Origin of the sequence: Thioalkalivibrio sp. ALD1, assembly GCF_000381245.1 — a bacterium.
GTDB lineage: Bacteria > Pseudomonadota > Gammaproteobacteria > Ectothiorhodospirales > Ectothiorhodospiraceae > Thioalkalivibrio.
In genome coordinates, this window is sequence record NZ_KB906241.1 from 247,832 (window position 1) to 266,728 (window position 18,897).

Annotated in this window: 17 protein-coding genes; 7 read left to right on the forward strand and 10 right to left on the reverse strand. The window is 67.0% G+C overall.

What is annotated here, in order from left to right; translation table 11 throughout:
• Positions 1-107 precede the first annotated feature (107 nt).
• The 6 genes from F623_RS0101205 (at position 108) to F623_RS0101230 (ending at position 5,674) form a co-directional block, all read left to right on the forward strand.
• Positions 108-1,568 (forward strand): VanZ family protein, encoded by a 1,461-nt coding sequence (locus F623_RS0101205; RefSeq protein ID WP_026279342.1) that lies wholly within the window; start codon positions 108-110, stop codon positions 1,566-1,568.
• Positions 1,549-2,289, forward strand: coding sequence for a class I SAM-dependent methyltransferase (locus F623_RS0101210; protein WP_018861117.1), 741 nt, complete (start codon positions 1,549-1,551; stop codon positions 2,287-2,289). Before F623_RS0101205 ends, F623_RS0101210 begins: the two co-directional genes overlap by 20 nt.
• 348 nt (positions 2,290-2,637) lie before the next feature.
• Positions 2,638-3,345, forward strand: a complete 708-nt coding sequence (locus F623_RS0101215) for a hypothetical protein (RefSeq protein ID WP_018861116.1) — start codon at positions 2,638-2,640, stop codon at positions 3,343-3,345.
• Positions 3,346-3,388: 43 nt separating this feature from the next.
• The gene (locus tag F623_RS0101220; protein WP_018861115.1) at positions 3,389-3,655 is read left to right on the forward strand and encodes an HPr-rel-A system PqqD family peptide chaperone; all 267 of its coding nucleotides are present in this window, start codon (positions 3,389-3,391) and stop codon (positions 3,653-3,655) included.
• The gene (locus F623_RS0101225; RefSeq protein ID WP_018861114.1) at positions 3,655-4,566 is read left to right on the forward strand and encodes an HprK-related kinase A; all 912 of its coding nucleotides are present in this window, start codon (positions 3,655-3,657) and stop codon (positions 4,564-4,566) included. The genes F623_RS0101220 and F623_RS0101225 overlap by 1 nt, the downstream gene beginning before the upstream one ends.
• Positions 4,556-5,674, forward strand: a complete 1,119-nt coding sequence (locus F623_RS0101230) for a nucleotidyltransferase family protein (RefSeq protein WP_018861113.1) — start codon at positions 4,556-4,558, stop codon at positions 5,672-5,674. Before F623_RS0101225 ends, F623_RS0101230 begins: the two co-directional genes overlap by 11 nt.
• Before the next feature lie 50 nt (positions 5,675-5,724).
• On the opposite strand, the gene F623_RS0101235 is transcribed toward F623_RS0101230, so the two are convergent.
• From F623_RS0101235 to F623_RS0101280, 10 genes are all read right to left on the reverse strand, one after another.
• Positions 5,725-6,495 (reverse strand): S1C family serine protease, encoded by a 771-nt coding sequence (locus F623_RS0101235; protein ID WP_018861112.1) that lies wholly within the window; start codon positions 6,493-6,495, stop codon positions 5,725-5,727.
• A 210-nt stretch (positions 6,496-6,705) separates the two neighbouring features.
• Positions 6,706-7,560 (reverse strand): formyltetrahydrofolate deformylase, encoded by an 855-nt coding sequence (gene purU / locus F623_RS0101240; protein WP_018861111.1) that lies wholly within the window; start codon positions 7,558-7,560, stop codon positions 6,706-6,708.
• Between the two features lie 146 nt (positions 7,561-7,706).
• Entirely contained in the window at positions 7,707-8,657 is a 951-nt protein-coding gene (gene ispH / locus F623_RS0101245) for a 4-hydroxy-3-methylbut-2-enyl diphosphate reductase (protein WP_018868132.1), read from the reverse strand.
• 15 nt (positions 8,658-8,672) lie between these two features.
• Positions 8,673-9,107 carry a peptidylprolyl isomerase gene (locus F623_RS0101250; protein WP_018861109.1) on the reverse strand — a complete coding sequence of 145 codons (435 nt, stop codon included), beginning with the start codon at positions 9,105-9,107 and terminating at the stop codon, positions 8,673-8,675.
• Positions 9,108-9,110: 3 nt separating this feature from the next.
• The gene (gene lspA, locus F623_RS0101255; protein ID WP_018861108.1) at positions 9,111-9,620 is read right to left on the reverse strand and encodes a signal peptidase II; all 510 of its coding nucleotides are present in this window, start codon (positions 9,618-9,620) and stop codon (positions 9,111-9,113) included.
• Complete coding sequence (ileS, locus tag F623_RS0101260; RefSeq protein ID WP_018861107.1) at positions 9,620-12,466, reverse strand: isoleucine--tRNA ligase; 2,847 nt, start codon at positions 12,464-12,466, stop codon at positions 9,620-9,622. The genes lspA and ileS overlap by 1 nt, the downstream gene beginning before the upstream one ends.
• A gap of 32 nt (positions 12,467-12,498) precedes the next feature.
• Positions 12,499-13,461, reverse strand: a complete 963-nt coding sequence (gene ribF / locus F623_RS0101265; RefSeq protein ID WP_018861106.1) for a bifunctional riboflavin kinase/FAD synthetase — start codon at positions 13,459-13,461, stop codon at positions 12,499-12,501.
• A gap of 336 nt (positions 13,462-13,797) precedes the next feature.
• Positions 13,798-15,366, reverse strand: a complete 1,569-nt coding sequence (gene murJ / locus F623_RS0101270) for a murein biosynthesis integral membrane protein MurJ (protein ID WP_018861105.1) — start codon at positions 15,364-15,366, stop codon at positions 13,798-13,800.
• Positions 15,367-15,579: 213 nt separating this feature from the next.
• Positions 15,580-15,783: a cold-shock protein gene (locus tag F623_RS0101275; protein ID WP_018861104.1), complete on the reverse strand. Its 204-nt coding sequence runs from the start codon at positions 15,781-15,783 to the stop codon at positions 15,580-15,582.
• 225 nt (positions 15,784-16,008) lie between these two features.
• Complete coding sequence (locus tag F623_RS0101280; RefSeq protein WP_026278615.1) at positions 16,009-16,731, reverse strand: SDR family NAD(P)-dependent oxidoreductase; 723 nt, start codon at positions 16,729-16,731, stop codon at positions 16,009-16,011.
• Positions 16,732-16,941: 210 nt separating this feature from the next.
• Between F623_RS0101280 and F623_RS0101285 the strand changes: the two genes are divergently transcribed.
• Positions 16,942-18,897 (forward strand): GNAT family N-acetyltransferase, encoded by a 1,956-nt coding sequence (locus F623_RS0101285; RefSeq protein ID WP_018868131.1) that lies wholly within the window; start codon positions 16,942-16,944, stop codon positions 18,895-18,897.

Genomic DNA, 18,897 nt, shown 5'->3' on the forward strand with positions numbered 1-18,897 from the left:
TCCTCACCCCGACCCCGTGATGCGAGGCGGTTCCGTGTCTGTTGGCGGGGCCATACTCCGGTATACGCCCCCTTGTCAGGTTAGACCATGCGCCAGCGCAGGAAACCATGATGCACACGCGCGAACCACTGGCCTTTCGGACCTGTGTCATCGGGGCATGGCTGTCGCTCGGTTTTGCCCTTTATCTCACCCTGCTGCCGTTCGAGTTCGGCGAGGTGAGCCTGGAGGAGGCGTGGTCGCTCTACCGCGACATGAGCCTGCAGGGGCCCGGCACGAGCGGGCGCGCCCAGTTCATGGCCAATGTCATGATGTTCATGCCGCTGGGCTTTTTCTGGATGGCCTGGCTCACCCATGGCCGCGATGGCCCCATCTGGCGACTGGGGGCCCTGGCGCTGGTCGCGCTTGTCGGGCTGGCAACCACGGCAACGGTGGAGTTTCTTCAGGTCTGGCTGCCCTATCGCCATCCGGCCGGGGCGGACATCGCAGGCAACTTTCTCGGTGCGGTCGTCGGGGCCCTGATGTGGTGGGGGCTTCGCCGGCCGATGCTCAACTGGCGGAGCCAGTTGGCGAACCCCGGTCGAACCACCGCAATCGCGGTCCTGATCGCCTACGCAATCCTGTACGTCGTGATTGGCCTGGCCCCGTTCGACCTGGTGCTGTCCACCGCCGAGTGGAGCCAGCGTCTCGGCTCCAGCGCATGGGGCCTGTGGGTCGCTGACGGGGCTTGTACATCCGGTCTTCGCTGTATCTCCGAACTGGGCCTGACACTTGCGGCCAGTGTGCCGGTCGGAATTCTGCTCGCGTACGGACTAAGGCGGCTGCCGTACGCGAACTGGGCCCTGCTGCTGACCCTCGCCGCGCTGCTGGCCACCCTGCTGGAAGCCCTGAATCTCGCCACGCTGTCGGGGATTGCGGAGGGTCGTTCGGCAGTACTGCGGGGTACCGGATTCATCGTGGGGATGCTCCTGTACGCATACCTTTCACCTCGGCAGGCCATGCACGCCCTGCGTCGCACCGCACTCCCGCTGCTGGTCATTGCGGCCCCGCTGTACGGGGCGGCACTGCTCGCCCTGAACCATGACCTGGGTCCCTACCACTGGGACCGGGACGCCGTAGCGGCACAATGGGATCAACTCAATCTCTGGCCGTTCTATTACCACTACTTCGTCGGCGAGACGGTCGCGATGCGCAGCGCGGCACTGCATGTGGCCATGTATCTGCCGCTGGGCGCACTGATATGGCTGGCGCAGATCCGACGCCCACTGGATGCCCGCCGGCTGCAATGGCTCGCGGCACTGGGCGCGCTGCTCGTGGCACTTCTGGTGGAAGGGGGCAAGCTGCTGGTCGTGGGGCTGCGGCCCGACCCGGCCAGCCTGGTGCTGGCCCCCGCGGCCGCCTGGACCATGGCGGCAATACTGCACTTCATGACACACATCACCATCGAACCCGCTGCCACGGGTCGGCGTCGGGTCCAGCCATCCGCCTCGGCGCCGGGCCTGGCAGCGCGGTCTACAGTCAACACCGAACGATCACAGCGGGAACAACAACGTGACGAACTCCAGTTTTGAGCAGCGCTGGCGCCAGCGTTTTACCCAGCGCGGCAGCCAGTGCGACGACGACGCGTCAATCGCGGGCTGGACGCCCACCGGGCTGGCCAGTCGGGTACGCCAGTTCCAGGCGCTCTGGCAACAGGCCCGACCCGCGGGCGCGCACTGGCTGGATATCGGCTGTGGGGCCGGCACCTATACGCGGCTGCTCCACACCGAGGGCCGCAGCCCGGTCGGGCTGGACTACTCCGCCCCCTCGCTGCACAAGGCCCGGCAGCGCAGCCCCACCGCGATCGACTGGCTCGCGGCGGATGTTCACCGCCTGCCGTTCGCCGATGGCGAGTTTGATGGCGTGCTCTGCTTCGGGGTGATGCAGGCGCTGGCCGACTCTCGCCCGGCCCTCGCGGAGATGCGCCGGGTCCTGCGCCCCAGCGGCGAGATCTGGGTCGATGCACTGAACGCCAGGACATGGCCCACCGTGTTGCAGGAGCGCCGGCGGATCAGGGCCGGGAAGGCACCGCATCTGCGATACGAGACCCGCGACTCCCTGCAGGCGGCAGCACGTGCGGTCGGCCTGCAGCCGGCGTCATGTTACTGGCTGCCCCTGGTCCCGGGACGGCTGCGCTGGCTCCAGGAGCCCATGGAGAGTCGCTGGGCCAAGGCCCTGTGGAGAACATCACCGTGGCTCGCGGAACGGTTGTGCCATTCGTTCATCCTGCGTGCGCGAAGGGAGCCGGTGTAAAGAGTTGTGACACCGCCGCACAGGCCCCTCCCGTACCGGCACACCCTCACCGCCGAAGTGTCAGTGTGCTTTACATTTCCTTCGAGCCGTAGACCTTCGTGGGCTCCCTGGTATTAGAAAAAGCCTTCCAAACAGTGGATTACACCGCTGCTGATTTGGGGTATAGATATTGCTCTGTGTTTTGGTTGTCGTCGCGAATGCGTGCGGCATACACAAATTCAGCGACCGAATGCGAAATCCCGGGTGACCCGGACTAGGATCAAGCCAAGAGGCCTGGACTGCCCGCGTCTCCCTTGACGCGATACCACTCCAACCAAGGCCCGGTCCCGATAATTCTGGAGGGACGCGATGGAACAAAACGACAACCAGGATCCGAACCGTCGCCAGGAGAGGCTGGATACACACGGCCAGAGCCGACGCCGCCTGAGCCGGGCGATGCTCGGTGCGACCCCCTTGTTGATGACCCTGCACGCGTCGCCGCTCAAGGCGGCCGGCGCGAACTGCATGCCTTCGGGCTGGGCGTCCGGCAATGTGTCACGCCACGATGGGCCACAGGACTGCGGGGGCCACTCGCCGGACTACTGGAGCGGGGGCTATGACCCGACCCACGCCAGCCATGCGAGCAATGTAAGCGCCAGCAGTCAGGGCGGCGGCCACCTGTTCAACAGCGCATCCTTCCACAGCCACCCGGAGTGGCGTGTGGCTGTGGAGTCCGGGGTCCTGTTCGATTCGAACTATGGCTTCCCGGGCGTGAGCCGGGGCTTCCAGGAAGAGGAGGGGGACCTCACCATGATCGGGGCCGTCTCCGCTTCGGTGTTCGTACTGGATGTGCAGGGGGCAGCCGAGCGTGAAGTGATCCGCTACGGCACCGCCGCATTATTGAATGCCAAGTACACCAACGGGTACCCGCTGTCCGAACGTCTGGTGCGGGACATCGTCACCGACACGCTGGAGAATGGCCACTACGAGACCGATGGTGGTGACCGCCTGTACCCGGAACAGGTATACCGATTCCTGGAAAACACCATGGGCCTCCCGAGCTGGGGATCCGCCTGAGCCATTCGGTCTTGCGTAATGGCTGGACACCAGGGGGAATCATATGTCGCGCCGCAGGTGGCAACGGACTGACGGGCTGCAGCAGCGCACCCTGGGGCAGGAGTGCGTTGTTTTTCATCCCGGGGCCGGCACAACCCACCTGCTGACGCCCGCGGCCGCCGCGCTGATGGACTGCCTGACTGCAGGCGTGGCGATGGACGAGGCCGAACTGGCCCGGCAGCTCGGCCTGCCGGCGGATGGCACGGACGTCGAACTGGGGCGCTGGCTGTCCAGCCTGCAAAGTGCCGACCTGATCCGGGGCCGCCACTGATGCGGATCGCCGATCTCGGGCTGGCCCGACTCCAGCAAAGCCTGGCGGGCCGCGGGCTTTATCTGCGCACCGGCCCCTTCACCAGCCGCATCCAGAGTCCCATCGCCAGCGTGGCCCGGGGCATCGAGTCGCTGTACCGGGACTTCGAAGTAGCCGACAACTCGAGTTTCTACGACTTCCACTGCGAGCTGCGCGCACCGCGTTCCCACCGCCGCTTCTATCGGCCCCAGGTCCTGTTTCTTTCCGACCGGCGCAGCGTCTTCAAGCCTCTGGCCTGCCAGCAGGCATACCCGATGCTCGAATGGGGGCTGAACTGGTGCATCGCCAATCAGGTGCCATATCGGCTGGTGCTGCACGCAGCGGCCCTGGAACGCAACGGGAAGGCCCTGATTCTCCCCGCCCCGCCGGGCGCCGGGAAAAGCACGCTTTGCGCGGCCCTGGCCCATCACGGCTGGCGCCTGCTGACGGATGAATCCGTGCTGGTGGACCTGGCGACCAACGAGGTATCCGGGCCTGCGCGGCCGGTGAGTCTGAAGAACGACTCGATCCGGGTGATACGCGAGTCCTGTCCATCGGCCGTCCTGAGTACGCCGATCGCAGATACGCTGAAAGGGGCTGTGGCGCACATGCGCCCGCCGACGGATGCCGTGCATCGCAGTCACGAGACCGCCCGACCCGGGTGGATCGTCTTCCCGCGTTATCGGCCGGGCGCCTCCATTCAGCTGAAACCGCGCGCGGCGGGTTCGGGGTTCATGCAGCTGATCGCCAACGCCTTCAATTACGCCGCACTGGGCACGCGAGCCTTTCATAGTGCCGGGCGACTGGCCGAAGAGTCCGCATGCTTTGACTTTACCTACAGCCGTCTGGACGAGGCCATGCAGCAATTCGACAGGCTGGCCGATGGACGCTGACACCGCACTGCGCCTGGCCCTGGCACGGCCAGAGAGCATGGCCGAGCGCACGACGGCCGAATGGGCCCCGTTGCTGGCGGCCGCACGCGAGAGCGCATTGCTGGGTACGCTCTGGCACCTCGCGGACGACGCGGGTCTTGCGGAAGGCCTGCCGGAACCAGTGGCCAGCCACCTCTGGGGAGCCGCCCTGATCGCCGAACATCGATCGCGGGCACTGGTCTGGGAACTGCACGGCCTGGCGGACGGGCTGCTCTCAAGGATGAGCCCGGGTGTTGTGCTGAAAGGGGCGGCCTACCTGGCGGCCGGGCTGCCAAACGCGCGCGGGCGCCTGGCCAACGATATCGATCTCCTCTTTCCCCGCAACGAGGTGGAGCGGGCCGAGAAGCTCCTGTTCTTCGAGGGCTGGTCGGGCACGCACCACAATGTCTACGACCAGCGCTACTACCGCGAGTGGATGCACGAACTGCCGCCACTGGTGCACCAGAACCGCGGCACCACGCTGGACCTGCACCACAACATCCTGCCGGAGACCTTTCGCGGCCATCCCGATCCCGCCCGCCTGCGGCAGCAAAGCCAGGCACTCCCGGAACCGTTCCGGTTCCGGATCCTGTGCCCGGCGCACCTGGTCCTCCACGCGATCGTGCACCTGTTTTCGGAGACGGAATGGGACCGGGGCCTGCGCGACCTCTACGACATCCATGTGCTGCTCCGCCATTTCAGCACACGTGACGGCGATGCCTTCTGGGAGCATTTCGTCGCGGAGGCCGAGGCCCTGAACATCGCCTGGATGGCGGAGCGCGCGCTGTGGACCGCAAACCGACTACTGCTGACCGAAATCCCGGCCGAGCCCGTGAAACGGCTGGCCCGGGCACGCGCGGGCATTGCCCTGCGGGGACTTGGCCGATGGTCGTTCGTACACGGACTGCACACGCGCGCCGGCTCGATCACCCCCCGCCGCGATGCGGTCGCGCGGGGCATGCTGTTTCTGCGTGGGCACTGGCTCAAGATGCCGGCCGGCCTGCTGGCGCGACACCTGTTCCACAAGGCCTTCCTGGCCGAGAAACCGGAGACGGCCACGGCCCAGCCGCAGCCGGAACAGCACGGTTAGGGAGTCGCAACGCCGTGCGAATGCGAACGCGCGACTGAATCAGCGTCTCCCTAACCACCCGCCTGCGAGCGGTACTGTTCCAGCAGGGGACGAATACGGTCCGATGGGATGGCATAGGTAATCCCGCTTGGATTGCGCACGGCCGCTTCGCGCCCGCCCTGGACATAGACCTGATTGATCACCCCGATCACCTCGCCGGTGTCCTTGCGATACAGGGGGCTGCCACTGTTGCCCGGGTAGGCCGTGGCATCCAGCTGGAAGACCATCGGCGGGGCATTGCGCAGGGCGCGTATGCGGCTGTCATCCAGCTCCGCGGCGCGACGCGCCGGGATCGCCATCGGGGTCATCGCCGAGATGCCCGCGCGATGCGTGGCCGGGTAGAGCCCCAGGATCATGCCGATGGGATAGCCGGTGAACGCGACCTCTTCTCCAACCCGCACGCGGCTGGAATTGCCAAGTTGCAGCGCGGGAAGGGAGGGTGCGGCGATACGCAGCAGGACCAGGTCATCGCTCGCGGCTCGGGCTACGACCTCGGCATGATGGATCGTGTTGTCCCGACCCTGGCCACTCACCACCACCAGACGTTCCCGGTTGTCCTGGTCCAGATTTCCGGGGAGGACATGATCGTTGGTGACCACGAGACGGCCATCGTCGATGACGAAGCCGGTCCCGAGGTACTGGGCGCGTGGACTGCGGGTGGGCTGATAGGTCGCGATACTCACCACCGAGGCCTTCACCCGCTCGGCCGTGTCGGGCAGCGGATCAGCGAGCGCCTGGCCCGGCGCAAGCACCAGGGCGACCAGCGCAAGCGGTATCGCCATCCAGAACGGGGCCCGCGGGCGCTGGCAACGGACGGGCCATCGACGGCCCTCAAGAAGGTGTCCCCATCCCCACATGCCGCGCCCTCCAGCCCCGTTACCAACCCCCTCAAGGATAGCGCGCAGCGCGCGGCGCGACGGGCATTCCGGGCATGCAATAACTCACCCGCTCGGCGACGATAAGGAGGGCCATACTCAGCCCCGGAAAGGCGGTCAGTCGAAGACGATGGTCTTGTTGCCGTGGGTGAGGACGCGGCCCTCGAGGTGATAACGCAGGCCACGGGCGAGGACCCAGCGCTCGACATCGCGACCCTTGCGGATCAGGTCCTGCACACCGTCGTCGTGGCGGATGCGTGTGACGTCCTGCTCGATGATGGGGCCGGCGTCCAGCTCGTCGGTCACGTAGTGGCAAGTCGCTCCGATCAGCTTGACCCCGCGGGCAAAGGCCTGGTGATAGGGACGGGCACCGACGAACGAGGGCAGGAAGCTGTGATGGATGTTGAGGATGCGCTCGGGATGCTCCGCACAAAGCCCCGGCGGGAGGATCTGCATGTAGCGCGCGAGCACGATGGTCTCCGGTTCCAGGACGGCCAGGCGTTGCTGGAGCGTGGCGAAGGCGGCCTCGCGATCATCCTTCGGTACCGGGATGTGCTCGAACGGGATGCCGTGGCAGGCGGCCAGTGGTTCCAGATCGCGATGATTCGAGAGGATCGCGGGAATCTCCATCGCCAGTTCGCCGGTACTCCAGCGGGCCAGCAGGTCGCTGAGGCAGTGCGGCTCGCGCGAGGCCAGGAGCACGACGCGTGGACGGGTGTCGGCATTGTTCAGCCACCAGTCCATGCGCAGCGCGGGCGCCAGAGAGGCCAGCCGCTGCTCGAGCAGGGCCTCGCCATCGGCGGGCAGCGAGAACACCCAGCGCATGAAGAACCAGCCCGCCTCTTCGTCGGTGTGCTGGGCGGCCTCGGTGATCCAGCCCTCGGTATCGGCAATGGCCGCCGCGATACGCGAGACGATCCCGTGCTGGTCAGGACAGCGAATGCTGAGGCGAAAGCGGGGACGTTCAATCATCTATGTCTCGCGATCACGAAGGGTAGCGGGGTGCAGCGCCGAGCATAGCCGATCCGGCACTGGGGCCACATGCGGAAATCGCCACTGCGCGGCGGCCTTCGTGGGCTTCATGGTGCCAATAGCAGCACCGGAAAAAACGGGGCCAGTCAGGCGGATTCGCGGCGCAGGGCGGAGGGGATGGAGAAGGTGATGGTCTCCTCACGACCGGAGAGTTCGGAGACCACCTCGACGCCCTGGGCGCGCAGGAAGTCCAGCACCTCGTTGACGAGGATCTCGGGGGCGGAGGCGCCGGCGGTCACGCCGATACGCTGCTTGTCCTTCAGCCAGGCCGGATCGACGTCAGCCGCACCATCCACCAGGTAGGACTCGACGCCCAGGCGGGCACCAATCTCGCTCAGGCGATTGGAGTTGGAGCTGTTCTTCGAACCGACGACCAGCAGCAGATCGCACTGTTGCGCCAGGTCCTTTACCGCATCCTGACGATTCTGGGTCGCGTAGCAGATGTCCATCTTGCGCGGGCCCTCGATCTTCGGGAAGCGCGCGGTCAGGGCGTCGATGATCTCGGCGGTGTCGTCCATCGACAGCGTGGTCTGGCTGACGAAGGCCAGGCGGTCGGGGTTGGCGACCTCGAGGCTGGCGACATCATTCACGGTCTCGACCAGCATCATTCGCCCGCCCTGGGTGTCATCGAACTGGCCCAGCGTCCCCTCGACCTCGGGGTGGCCGGCGTGGCCGATCAACACCACTTCGCGACCCTGGCGGGCATAGCGCGCGACCTCGAGGTGGACCTTGGTTACCAGCGGGCAGGTCGCGTCGAACACGGTCAGGCCGCGGTTCTCCGCCTCCTGCTGCACGCGCTTGGGCACGCCGTGGGCGGAGAAGATCACTACCTGGCCATCGGGGACCTCGTCCAGCTCCTCGACGAACTTCACGCCGGCCGCTTCCAGGCGCCCGACCACATGGCGGTTGTGCACCACCTCGTGGCGGACGTAGAGCGGCGCGCCGTAGATCTCCAGCGCGCGTTCGACGATCTCGATGGCGCGCTCGACCCCAGCGCAGAAACCGCGCGGATTGGCGAGCTGGACCTGCATACTCATAGTGGCTCCCGCGAACTACTGGGGTTCGCTAACCGATACCACATCCACCTCGAAGGTGAACGACTGCCCGGCCAGGGGGTGGTTGAAATCCACGGTGACGCTCTCGTCGCCGACCTCTTCAATGCGGCCCGGGACCGCATCACCCGACGGGCTGGTGAACTCGTAAATGTAGTCTTTCTGCAGCGGCATGTCCGCCGGAAACTGTGAACGGGGCATCGTCTGCACCGCCGCATTATCCCGCAACGGGAACATGGCCCCGGCCTCGATCGCAAATTCCCGGTGATCGCCGGGCTCCAGACCCACCAGCAGGTCCTCCAGACCGGGCAGGATCTCGCCCGCCCCGACCTCAAGGCGGATGGCCTCCTCGTCGGTGCCATCCACGACAAAGCCGCTGTCCAGGATCAGGCGGTAGTGCATCTCCACCGTCGCGCCCTTGGTTACCGTTGTCATGCCTTACTCCCGCGAATCCGTTGGTGACCCGCTACGGTCACCTTCAATAAAGGTTGCCACGATCAGGGTGACCGCGCCGACGACGATGGCCATATCGGCCACATTGAACGCCGGCCAGTGATAGCCGGCCCAGTGGAAATCGAGAAAATCGATTACCCGGCCATGGGCGATGCGATCGATCAGATTGCCGACCGCGCCGCCCAGCACCAGCCCCAGGGCGGTGACCGACCAGCGCGCCTGGCGTGGCAGCCGTGCCAGCCACCAGAGGATCAGCAACCCGATCACGACCGCCACGCCGGACAGGAACCAGCGCCCCCAGTCCCCGGCGCCGGCCAGAAAACTGAACGCAGCCCCCGGGTTGTAGACCAGGGAGAGATTGAAAAACGACGTCACCTCGACCGGCGCGTACAGGGTCAGGGCATTCTCTGCCCACCACTTGGTCACCTGGTCCAGCAGCGCAACCGCGACCGCGATCAGCAGCCCCGGGCGCAGGCCCGATTGCGCCAGCCCCATCAGGCGAAGCGCCGGGTCTCGCCCGGGCCCTCCACGTTCGTCACGCAGCGCCCGCACAGCTCGGGGTGGGCGTCATGCTGGCCGACATCCGGCCGGCGGTGCCAGCAACGCACGCACTTGGCATGTTCGCTCTTGTGGACGACTACGCCAATGGCGGTGCCATCCTCCAGCTCGGCGGTATGCGCCCCCTCGGGGGCCGCGCCGTCCACCAGCCGGGCCTCGGACGTGATCAGCACAAAGCGCAGTTCGTCTTCCAGACGCGCGAGGCGCCCATGGGCGGCGGAGCCCGCCGGCAGGTAGACCTCGATCTCGGCATTCAGCGAGGCCCCGATCCCGTGCTCGTTGCGCGCAAGCTCCAGCGCACGGGCAACATGCGTGCGCACCTCGAGGATGCCGTCCCAGTCCGCGCTGGAGAACTCGGCCCCCTCCGGCAATGGGGCAAGGCCCTCGTACCAGGTGGCGAACAGCACGCTGTCCGCGCGCTCGCCCGGCAGCAGCTGCCAGATCTCCTCGGCGGTAAAGGTGAGGATCGGGGCGACCCAGCGGGTCAGGGCCTCGGCCACGTGATACAGCGCGGTCTGTGCGGAACGCCGCGCGCGCGAGTCCGCCTGCGTGGTGTACTGGCGGTCCTTGATTACGTCGAGGTAGAACGACCCCAGCTCCACCGAGCAGAAGTTGTGCACGCGCTGGTAGATCTGGTGGAACAGGTAGTCGTCGTAGGCCTTCGTCACCTGCTCCTGCACCTGCAGGGCGCGCGCGACGATCCAGCGATCCAGCGGCAGCAGCTCGTCCAGCTCCAGCGCATGTTCGGCCGGGTCGAAGCCGTTCAGGTTGCCCAGCAGGAAGCGCGTGGTGTTGCGGATGCGGCGGTAGGCGTCGGCCGTGCGGTCAAGGATGCCCTGGGAGATCGCCATTTCGCCGGAAAAGTCGGTCGCGGCCACCCACAGGCGCAGGATATCCGCCCCCAGGGTGGAGACGACCTCCTGCGGCGCGACCACGTTGCCGCGCGACTTGGACATCTTCTCGCCCTTCTCGTCCACGGTGAAGCCGTGAGTGAGCACGGCCCGGTACGGGGCCTCGCCACGCATCGCGACACTGGTCAGCAGGCTCGACTGGAACCAGCCGCGGTGCTGGTCCGAGCCCTCCAGGAACAGGTCCACCGGCAGCCCGCCCAGTTCCGGGCGCTTCTCCACCACGGTGCTGTGCAGCACACCGGAGTCGAACCAGACATCCAGGGTGTCGTTCAGCTTGATGTAGTCATCGGCCTTGTCGCCCAGCAGCTCCTTCGGGTCGAGCTGGAACCAGGCCTCGATGCCCGCCTGCTCGATACGCTGCGCCACCAGCTCGATCAGTTCCGGGGTATGCGGGTGGAGCCGACCGGTCTCGCGGTGCACGAAAAACGGGATCGGCACGCCCCAGTTGCGCTGGCGCGAGATGCACCAGTCCGGGCGGTTGACCACCATGCCGTGGATGCGCGCCTCGCCCCAGTTCGGCATCCAGCGGGTATCGGCGATCGCCTTCAGCGCGTCCGCGCGCAGCTCGGCGCGCTCCATGCTGATGAACCACTGCGGCGTGGCGCGAAAGATGATCGGCGTCTTGTGCCGCCAGCAGTGCGGATAGCTGTGCTCGAACTTCACCGCCACGACCAGTGCGCCGCGCTCCTTCAGCGCGTCGATCACATGGCCGTTCGCCTGGTGCACGTTCTCGCCGGCAAACAGCGGCGTGTCCGGCAGGAAGCGGCCGTCGGGGCCGACCGGGTTGTGCACGGGCAGGCTGTATTTGAGGCCGACCGCGTAGTCCTCCTGGCCGTGTCCGGGGGCGGTGTGCACCGCGCCCGTACCCGTCTCGGTGGTCACGTGGTCACCCAGGATCAGCGGCACCTCACGCTCGAGGAACGGGTGCTGCAGTGTCAGGCCCTCCAGGGCCTGGCCCTTGACCCGTGCGACCACGGCCCCCTCTCCCAGCGAGTAGCGCGCCAGGCAGTCCTCGACCAGGGCCTCGGCCAGCAGCAGGCGCTCGTTGTCCAGCTGCACCAGCGCGTAGTCCAGCTCCGGGTGCAGGGCCACGGCCTGGTTGGCCGGCAGCGTCCAGGGCGTGGTCGTCCAGATGACCACGCTGATCGGGCCACGCGAGTCCTTGGCCCCCTCGAAGCGACGCAGGAAGTCGATGTCGTCGATCACGCGGAAGCGCACGTCGATCGCCTGCGAGATCTTGTCCTCGTACTCCACCTCGGCCTCGGCCAGCGCCGAGCCGCAGTCCACGCACCAGTGCACCGGTTTCTCGCCCATCTGCACATGGCCGCGCTTGAAGATATGACCCAGCGCGCGGACGGTGTCCGCCTCGACCTGATAGTTCATCGTCAGGTAGGGATGGTCCCAGTCGCCCAGCACGCCGAGACGCTGGAAGTCCGCGCTCTGGCCGTCGACCTGCTCCTGCGCGTACTCGCGACAGGCCTTGCGGAAGGTCGCGGCATCCACGTCGCGGCCGGCCTTGCCCAGGTTCTGCTCGACCTTCAGCTCGATCGGCAGACCATGGCAGTCCCAGCCCGGCACGTAGGGGGCGTCGAAGCCCGACAGGGTGCGGCTCTTGACGATGACGTCCTTGAGGATCTTGTTGACCGCGTGCCCGACATGGATCGAACCGTTCGCGTAAGGCGGGCCGTCGGCCAGCACGAAGCGGGGGCGCCCGGCGCAGTGCTCACGCAGGCGCTGGTAGCGATCCTCCGCCTTCCACGCCTCCAGCCACTCCGGCTCGCGCTGGGCGAGGCCGGCGCGCATCGGAAAGGCCGTCTCGGGCAGGTTAAGGGTGTCCTTGTAGGGATTCGGCGGTGCCGGTTTGCGTGCCATGTTTTTTCCGGATCGGCCCTCGGGGCCGCGTTTCAGCTGAATTCTGCAATTTGCTGGCGGGCCGTCTCGACGTCGCGCGCGATCTGCGCGCGCAGGGCGTCCAACCCGTCGAAGCGCTGCTCGCCGCGCACCTGCGCGATCGGCTCGAAGCACACGGCCTCGCCGTAGAGGTCGGGGCTGCCTTCGAGCACATGCGCCTCCAGGCGCTGCTCGGTACCCGCCACCGTCGGCCGCCAGCCGATATTGGCGACTGCCGGCAGGGCCTCGCCCGAGGCGCGGCGCAGCCAGCCGGAATAGACCCCGCGCAGCGCCAGCGGCCAGGGCCCCATGCGCAGGTTCGCGGTGGGGAAGCCGATCGTACGGCCGCGCTTGTCGCCGTGCGCGACCCGCCCGTGCAGTCGGTAGGACCGGCCCAGCAACTCGGCCATGCGCGTGAAGTCGCCGTCCAGCGCCGCCGCGCGTACTCGGGTGCTACTGATCCGGCCCTCGGCATCCGCGACCGTCGGGGTACCCTCGACACTGAAGCCAAGGCGCTCGCCCTCGCGGCGCATGAAGGCCTGGTCGCCCTCGCGGCCACGGCCAAAGCGAAAGTCGTCCCCGACCAGTACATGCTGCGCGCCGAGGCGCTGGTGCAACACCTCCTCGATGAAGGCGGTCGCCGACAGCCCGGCCAGCTGCGCATCGAAGCGCAGGATCCAGACGGCCTCGAGCGCGGTATCCCCCAGCGTGATCAGGCGGTCGCGCAGGCGCTGCAGGCGCCCGGGCGGGTCCGGGGCCTCGGGCCGGCTGCCGAAGTACTCGCGCGGCAGCGGCTCGAAGGTCATCAGGACCGACGGCGCCTGGCGATCCTGCGCCGCCTCGAGCAGGCGCCCCAGAACAGCCTGATGGCCACGATGGAAACCATCAAAGTTGCCAATGGTCACCACCGCGCCATGCACGGCCGCTGCCGTGGAAGCCCTGCTGTCGGACGGCCCCAGGCCGCGAATCAGCCGCATCGCCCCGATCCTGCGCAAAATCGCGAGTATAACCCGTCAGGGAAACAATGATTAAGGTACACACTCGCGCTCGAGTCGCTATTGCGTGCGAACAAGGCGCGGTGACTGCCGTGCAGTCATTCTGCACAAGGGAGCCGCAACGCTGTGCGCACGCCCGTTATTGATAACAACGGGAGGCCGAGCCCCTTCGGGGTTGGCACCCCAGGTTTTCCGAGACCAGGCGCGGGGCGCAGCCGGTAGTGGTTCTACCGGCAAGTGCCGCAACGCAGGATCGGGGAACCTGGGGTACCAACGCGAGCGTGTACCTTAACCATTGTTTCCCTAAGCGCCCCGGCATCATTCGCTGGCCTCCCGTAACAGGAAGTGTCGGGGGCGAAGCCCTGCGGCGAGCAGCGTCAGGAGCAGCGCGCCAGCCCCGGCCGTGATCAGACCGGTCAGCGCGAGCAGACGCGTGCTGACCGTCCAGTCGGTCCACTGCCCGAACGACGGCGACAGCGCGGCCAGTACCAGGGCCATCACCCCGAGCGCGATCGGCAACCCCACGCGCAGGCGTTTCAGCGCGGCCCCCGGCTGATAGATCCCCTCTCGAACCAGCCCGCGATAGAGCAGACCCGCGTTGATGTAGGCGGAGGCCGAGGTGGCCAGCGCCAACCCGGCATGCGCGCCCGGGATACCGGACAGGTACCAGGGCAGCACGAACGCGGCGTTCAGCACGATATTGGCGAGCATCGCGATGATCGCGATCTTCACGGGGGTCTTGGTGTCCTGGCGGGCGAAGAACCCCGGGGCGAGCACCTTGATCAGGATGAAGCCCGGCAGACCCAGTGCATACGCGGCCAGCGCCATCGCGGCCATGTAGGTGTCCCACTGGGTAAAGGCCTGGTACTGGATCAACGTGGCCAGGATGGGGACCGCGAGTACGACCAAGCCGACCATCGAGGGCAGGGCCACCAGCATCGCCAGGCGAAGGGCCCAGTCCAGCGTGCGCCCGTAAGCGGCCGGGTCCGCCTGATTGTACTGCCGCGCCAGCCGCGGAAGGATCACGGTACCGATCGCGATGCCGAACAGCGCGAGCGGCAACTCCACGAAGCGGTCGCCGAAATACAGCCAGGAGATCGACCCGGCGACCAGGAACGAAGCCACCAGGGTGTCCACCAGCAGGTTGATCTGCACGACCGAGGTCCCGAGGATGGCCGGCAGCATCAGCTTGACGATGCGCCGCACCCCCTCGTGTGCACGGCGGAAACGCGGCCGCGGCAACAGCCCCGCGCGCAACAGGAACGGGATCTGGAAGGCGAGCTGCAAGGCACCGGCGGCGAACACCCCCCAGGCCAGCGCCACGATCGGCTCCGCGAACATCGGCGCCAGCCACAGCGCCGCGACGATCAATGCCAGGTTCAGGAACACCGGGGTAAAGGCGGGGACGGCAAAGCGCCCGATGCTGTTCAAGATCCCCGCAGCCATCGCGGTCAGCGAGATGAACAGCAGATACGGGAAGGTGATGCGCAGCATCTGCGCCGCAAGGTCCTGCCGCCCCTCCTCCTGCGTGGCGAGCCCCGGGGCGAACACCCAGATCAGCAGCGGCGCGGCCAGGATCCCGATCAGCGTGACCACCGCGACCACGGCCATCAGCGTGCCGGCGGTGTGATCCAGCAGGTCGCGCAGGGCCTCGCGCCCGCGCTTCTCGCGAAACTCCGCAAACACCGGCACGAAGGCCTGGTTGAACGCGCCCTCGGCGAACAGTCGGCGCAGGAAATTGGGGATGCGGAAGGCGACGAAGAAGGCGTCTGTGGCGGCCCCGGCGCCAAAGGTGACCGCCAGCACCATGTCGCGCAGATAGCCCATGATCCGCGAGATCATGGTCATGCCACTGACAACGGCGGTGGAGCGGAACAGGCGATTCATCGCGGGCAGCGCGGATCCATGCACAAAGGCCCGCAGTGTACTGCAATCGAATACTCCCGGCCGTGCGCAGCGTTCAAAAGGGGGGCGCGTCGGCCCTGTTCGGCCGTTATTCGACGCCTCGCAATGACAGAAGCGCGGACACAAAAAAAGGCCGCCCGGAGGCGACCTTTTCTGGACGACCCGCGAGGGGCCGTCAGCCTTGGGAAGCGCGCCTTACAGGGCGGTCACTTCACCGGCGGCCAGGCCCTTGGCGGTTTCCTGGATTTCGAAGGAGACCTTCTGGCCTTCGGCCAGGGTCTTGAAACCCGAACCGTTGATCGCGGAGAAGTGAACGAACACGTCCTTGCCGCCATCATCCGGGGTGATGAAACCGAAACCCTTGCTCTCGTTGAACCACTTAACAACACCAGTATTCACAACTTGTAACCTCTTCAATGTAACTAACAAATGTGGTCGCGGGATGCTGCCAACAGATCAACGGGAGCACTGGTTCAGAAACTAGAGACTTCCTAGTGTTGCCGTTCATCCGCAGACCACGATCACGACTATACGCCTGCATTCCGGCAAAAGCCAACCGCCTTCCAAGAAATTTACGTGACATTCAGGGGCTTCGGCTGGAATACCTCCTGCATCGATGTCTGGCTAGTCCAGCTGCCGGATGTCCACAAAACTCCCCCGCGCCGTCCGGCGCAGGCGCGGCAGCACCGCCAGCACGGCCTCAGCGGCCTTCTCCGGCGTCGGCATGGTCTCGGTTCCGCGCGCGGCCTTCAGCCGCTGGAGCACGGGGAAGGCCTCGCGGTCGGCCTCATCGCACAGGTAATCCTGCATCGCGGTATCGATCAGCCCGGGGGCCAGGGCGTTGATCGCGGTGTCCTCGGGAAACTCGTGGGCGTAAAGCTGCATCATCATGTTCAGTGCGGCCTTGGACAGCGAATAGCCGCTCCAGCCGGCATGGCCGGACACCGAGGCCCCGGACGAAATCGCGACGATCTGCCCGACGCGCACGCGGCGGCGTAGCAGGGCGTCCAGGATGACCTTGTTGGCGAATGTGTTCACGTCCATCAGCAGGCGCAGCTCGTCCATCGGAGCGTCCTGCATGCGCTGCATGTGGCCCAGCAGCCCGGCATTCAGGATCACCAGATCCAGCTCGTCGACCCCTTCGAGCAGACGTTCCATCGCAGCGGCGGTGGCGTCGAAGTCGGACAGATCTGCGCGCTCGTCACCCGCCACACCCGGTTCCGGGCATCCCCTGCGGCTCATCCCGTAGACACGCGCACCCTGCCCCTGCAGCACCCGCGTCAGTCCAAGACCAAAACCACTGGAATTGCCCGTCACTAGTGCTGTACCAATGACACCATTGCTCATGCAATTTCTCCTGCCGGGATGGAACAAACGTGCAGGCTAACCGGAACCCCTTTCGCTCGCCATAAGACTCCCCTTCGGGCATCGTGCCCAGACCGAACCGGCGCGGCCGCACAAGGAAACACGGATCAATGTAGACACTCGTGTTGATACCCTCAGGAGCGGCGCGCAGATTCATCTCTGGCGCCACGCCGAAATGCGACAAGGACCTCTATGAGACAAGCGGAGGAGAAACCCACCCTTGGCTGGCGGCGGCTACTGGCCCACCCGATGTCGCAGGCGGCCCGCAAGCAAGCCGCCACCTGGCTCGGACGGATGCCCAGTGGGACAAGCTCGCTCTGGGTCGGCCACGGGGCACCAGCGGACGTGGCGCGCGTGAACCCCGCGCAGGCGGGTCACTGGCTGGGACGCGAGATCGACGCGATCGTGTTCGAGGCCACCTGGCCCCTCCCGGCGGACGCCCTCGCCATCGTCGGGGGGCTGCTGCGCGGGGGCGGCGTACTCCTGCTGCTAGTCGCCCCACCTGGCGACGGAGCGTTTGGCCGGCGCTGGGCGAAAGCCCTGCGGCACGCATCCGTTCACTGGGTGGATGACGATGTCGAACAATGGCCAATCCCCACCGCGGGCGTCCAGCCCCCCTGGGCCTGGACGGAAGGTCAGCGGCGTGGGCTCGCGACCCTGGATGAGCTTGGCCCCGGGGAGTGCGGCGCACTGGTCGCCAATCGCGGACGTGGCAAGTCGACCTTGCTGGGGGAATGGATCGCCGGCCAGCGCAGCACCAGCGCCCCGGTCATCGTCACGGCACCAGGCGCAGGTGCGGTGCAAGCGCTCTTTCGTCAGCTGGAATGCCACCCGGGACCATCAGTGTCCTTTTTCGCCCCCGACCAGGTCGAAGCCCTCGCCACTCCGCCCGACACCCTGGTGATCGACGAGGCGGCGGCTCTTCCGGTCGACCGCCTGGTGCGGCTGGCGGAACGGGTCCGACGACTGGTGCTGGCGACGACCACCGGCGGCTTCGAGGGCAGCGGACAGGGCTTTCGCCTGCGCGCGCTTCCCGCCCTGCAGCGCCTGGGCTTCCGAATCCGGCAGATTTGGCTTGAACAGCCTGTGCGCTGGGCGAGCGGCGACCCGCTGGAGGCCTGGCTGGATGGCCTGTTCCTGATGCAGGCCAGGAGTCGCGCCCCCGCCCCTCAGGCCGTGAGATTTCACTGGCTGCGTGGCAAGGAGCTCGCCCGTGACGCGCGTCGGCTCGAGGACGTGGCCGGCCTGCTCGCCGACGCCCACTATCGCACACGCCCGTCGGACCTGACCCGCTGGCTGGACGATCCTGACGCGTACCTGATGCTGCTCGTCGGTGCGCAGGACCGGGCGCTGTTCGGGGTTGCCCTGGTCCAGAAAGAGGGGGGGCTTGCGCCCAAACTTGCAGAAGCGGTCTGGGCCGGGGAGCGGCGCCCCCAGGGACACTTCCTGCCCTGCACACTGGCGGCTCGCGGCGAGTTCGCGCTGGCCACCCGGGCCTGGTGGCGCATCCAACGGCTCGCCGTACACCCCTCCTGGCAAGGCAGAGGACTTGGGAGCCGCCTGCTGCGCGCAGTCGAGGAATGCGCGGCACACCACGACATCGCGCTGCTCGGCACGAGCTTCGGACTGCAACCGGCATTAGTACGGTTCTGGGGGCAGACGGGCTGGCGGCCGGTGCGGGTCGGGGAACGACCCGATCCCGCCAGCGGCGAGGTGTCGATCGTACTGATCCGGGCGATGACACAAGACACCGCCGCCCTCGTCGATGCAGCCGCAGCGTCTTTCGCGCGCGACTGGCGCGAGGGCGGGGCCGCGCTACTACGCGATCAGACGGGGCGGCAACGCCGGGCCCTTGAAGCCATCCAGCCGTCCACCGTCACGGTACCCGTCCGGGATCACGCCCGGGACATCGAAGAGATTGGGGCCTTTGCACTGCGGCAACGCCCACTCGAATGGATACGCGCTGCCCTGCGACGCTCCCTTGTTGCGCACCCGCCGCAAGGGCCGGAAGGAAGGCTGCTGCAATCCGCCATCGAGTCCCTGGATGGCGAGGCGCTCGCCCGTGAACTGGGGCTTTCCGGACGGCGGGAGGCCATTCGGCGCCTGCGCCAGGCCGCGCAGACCTGGCTGGCGCACCCCGAGGCGTGA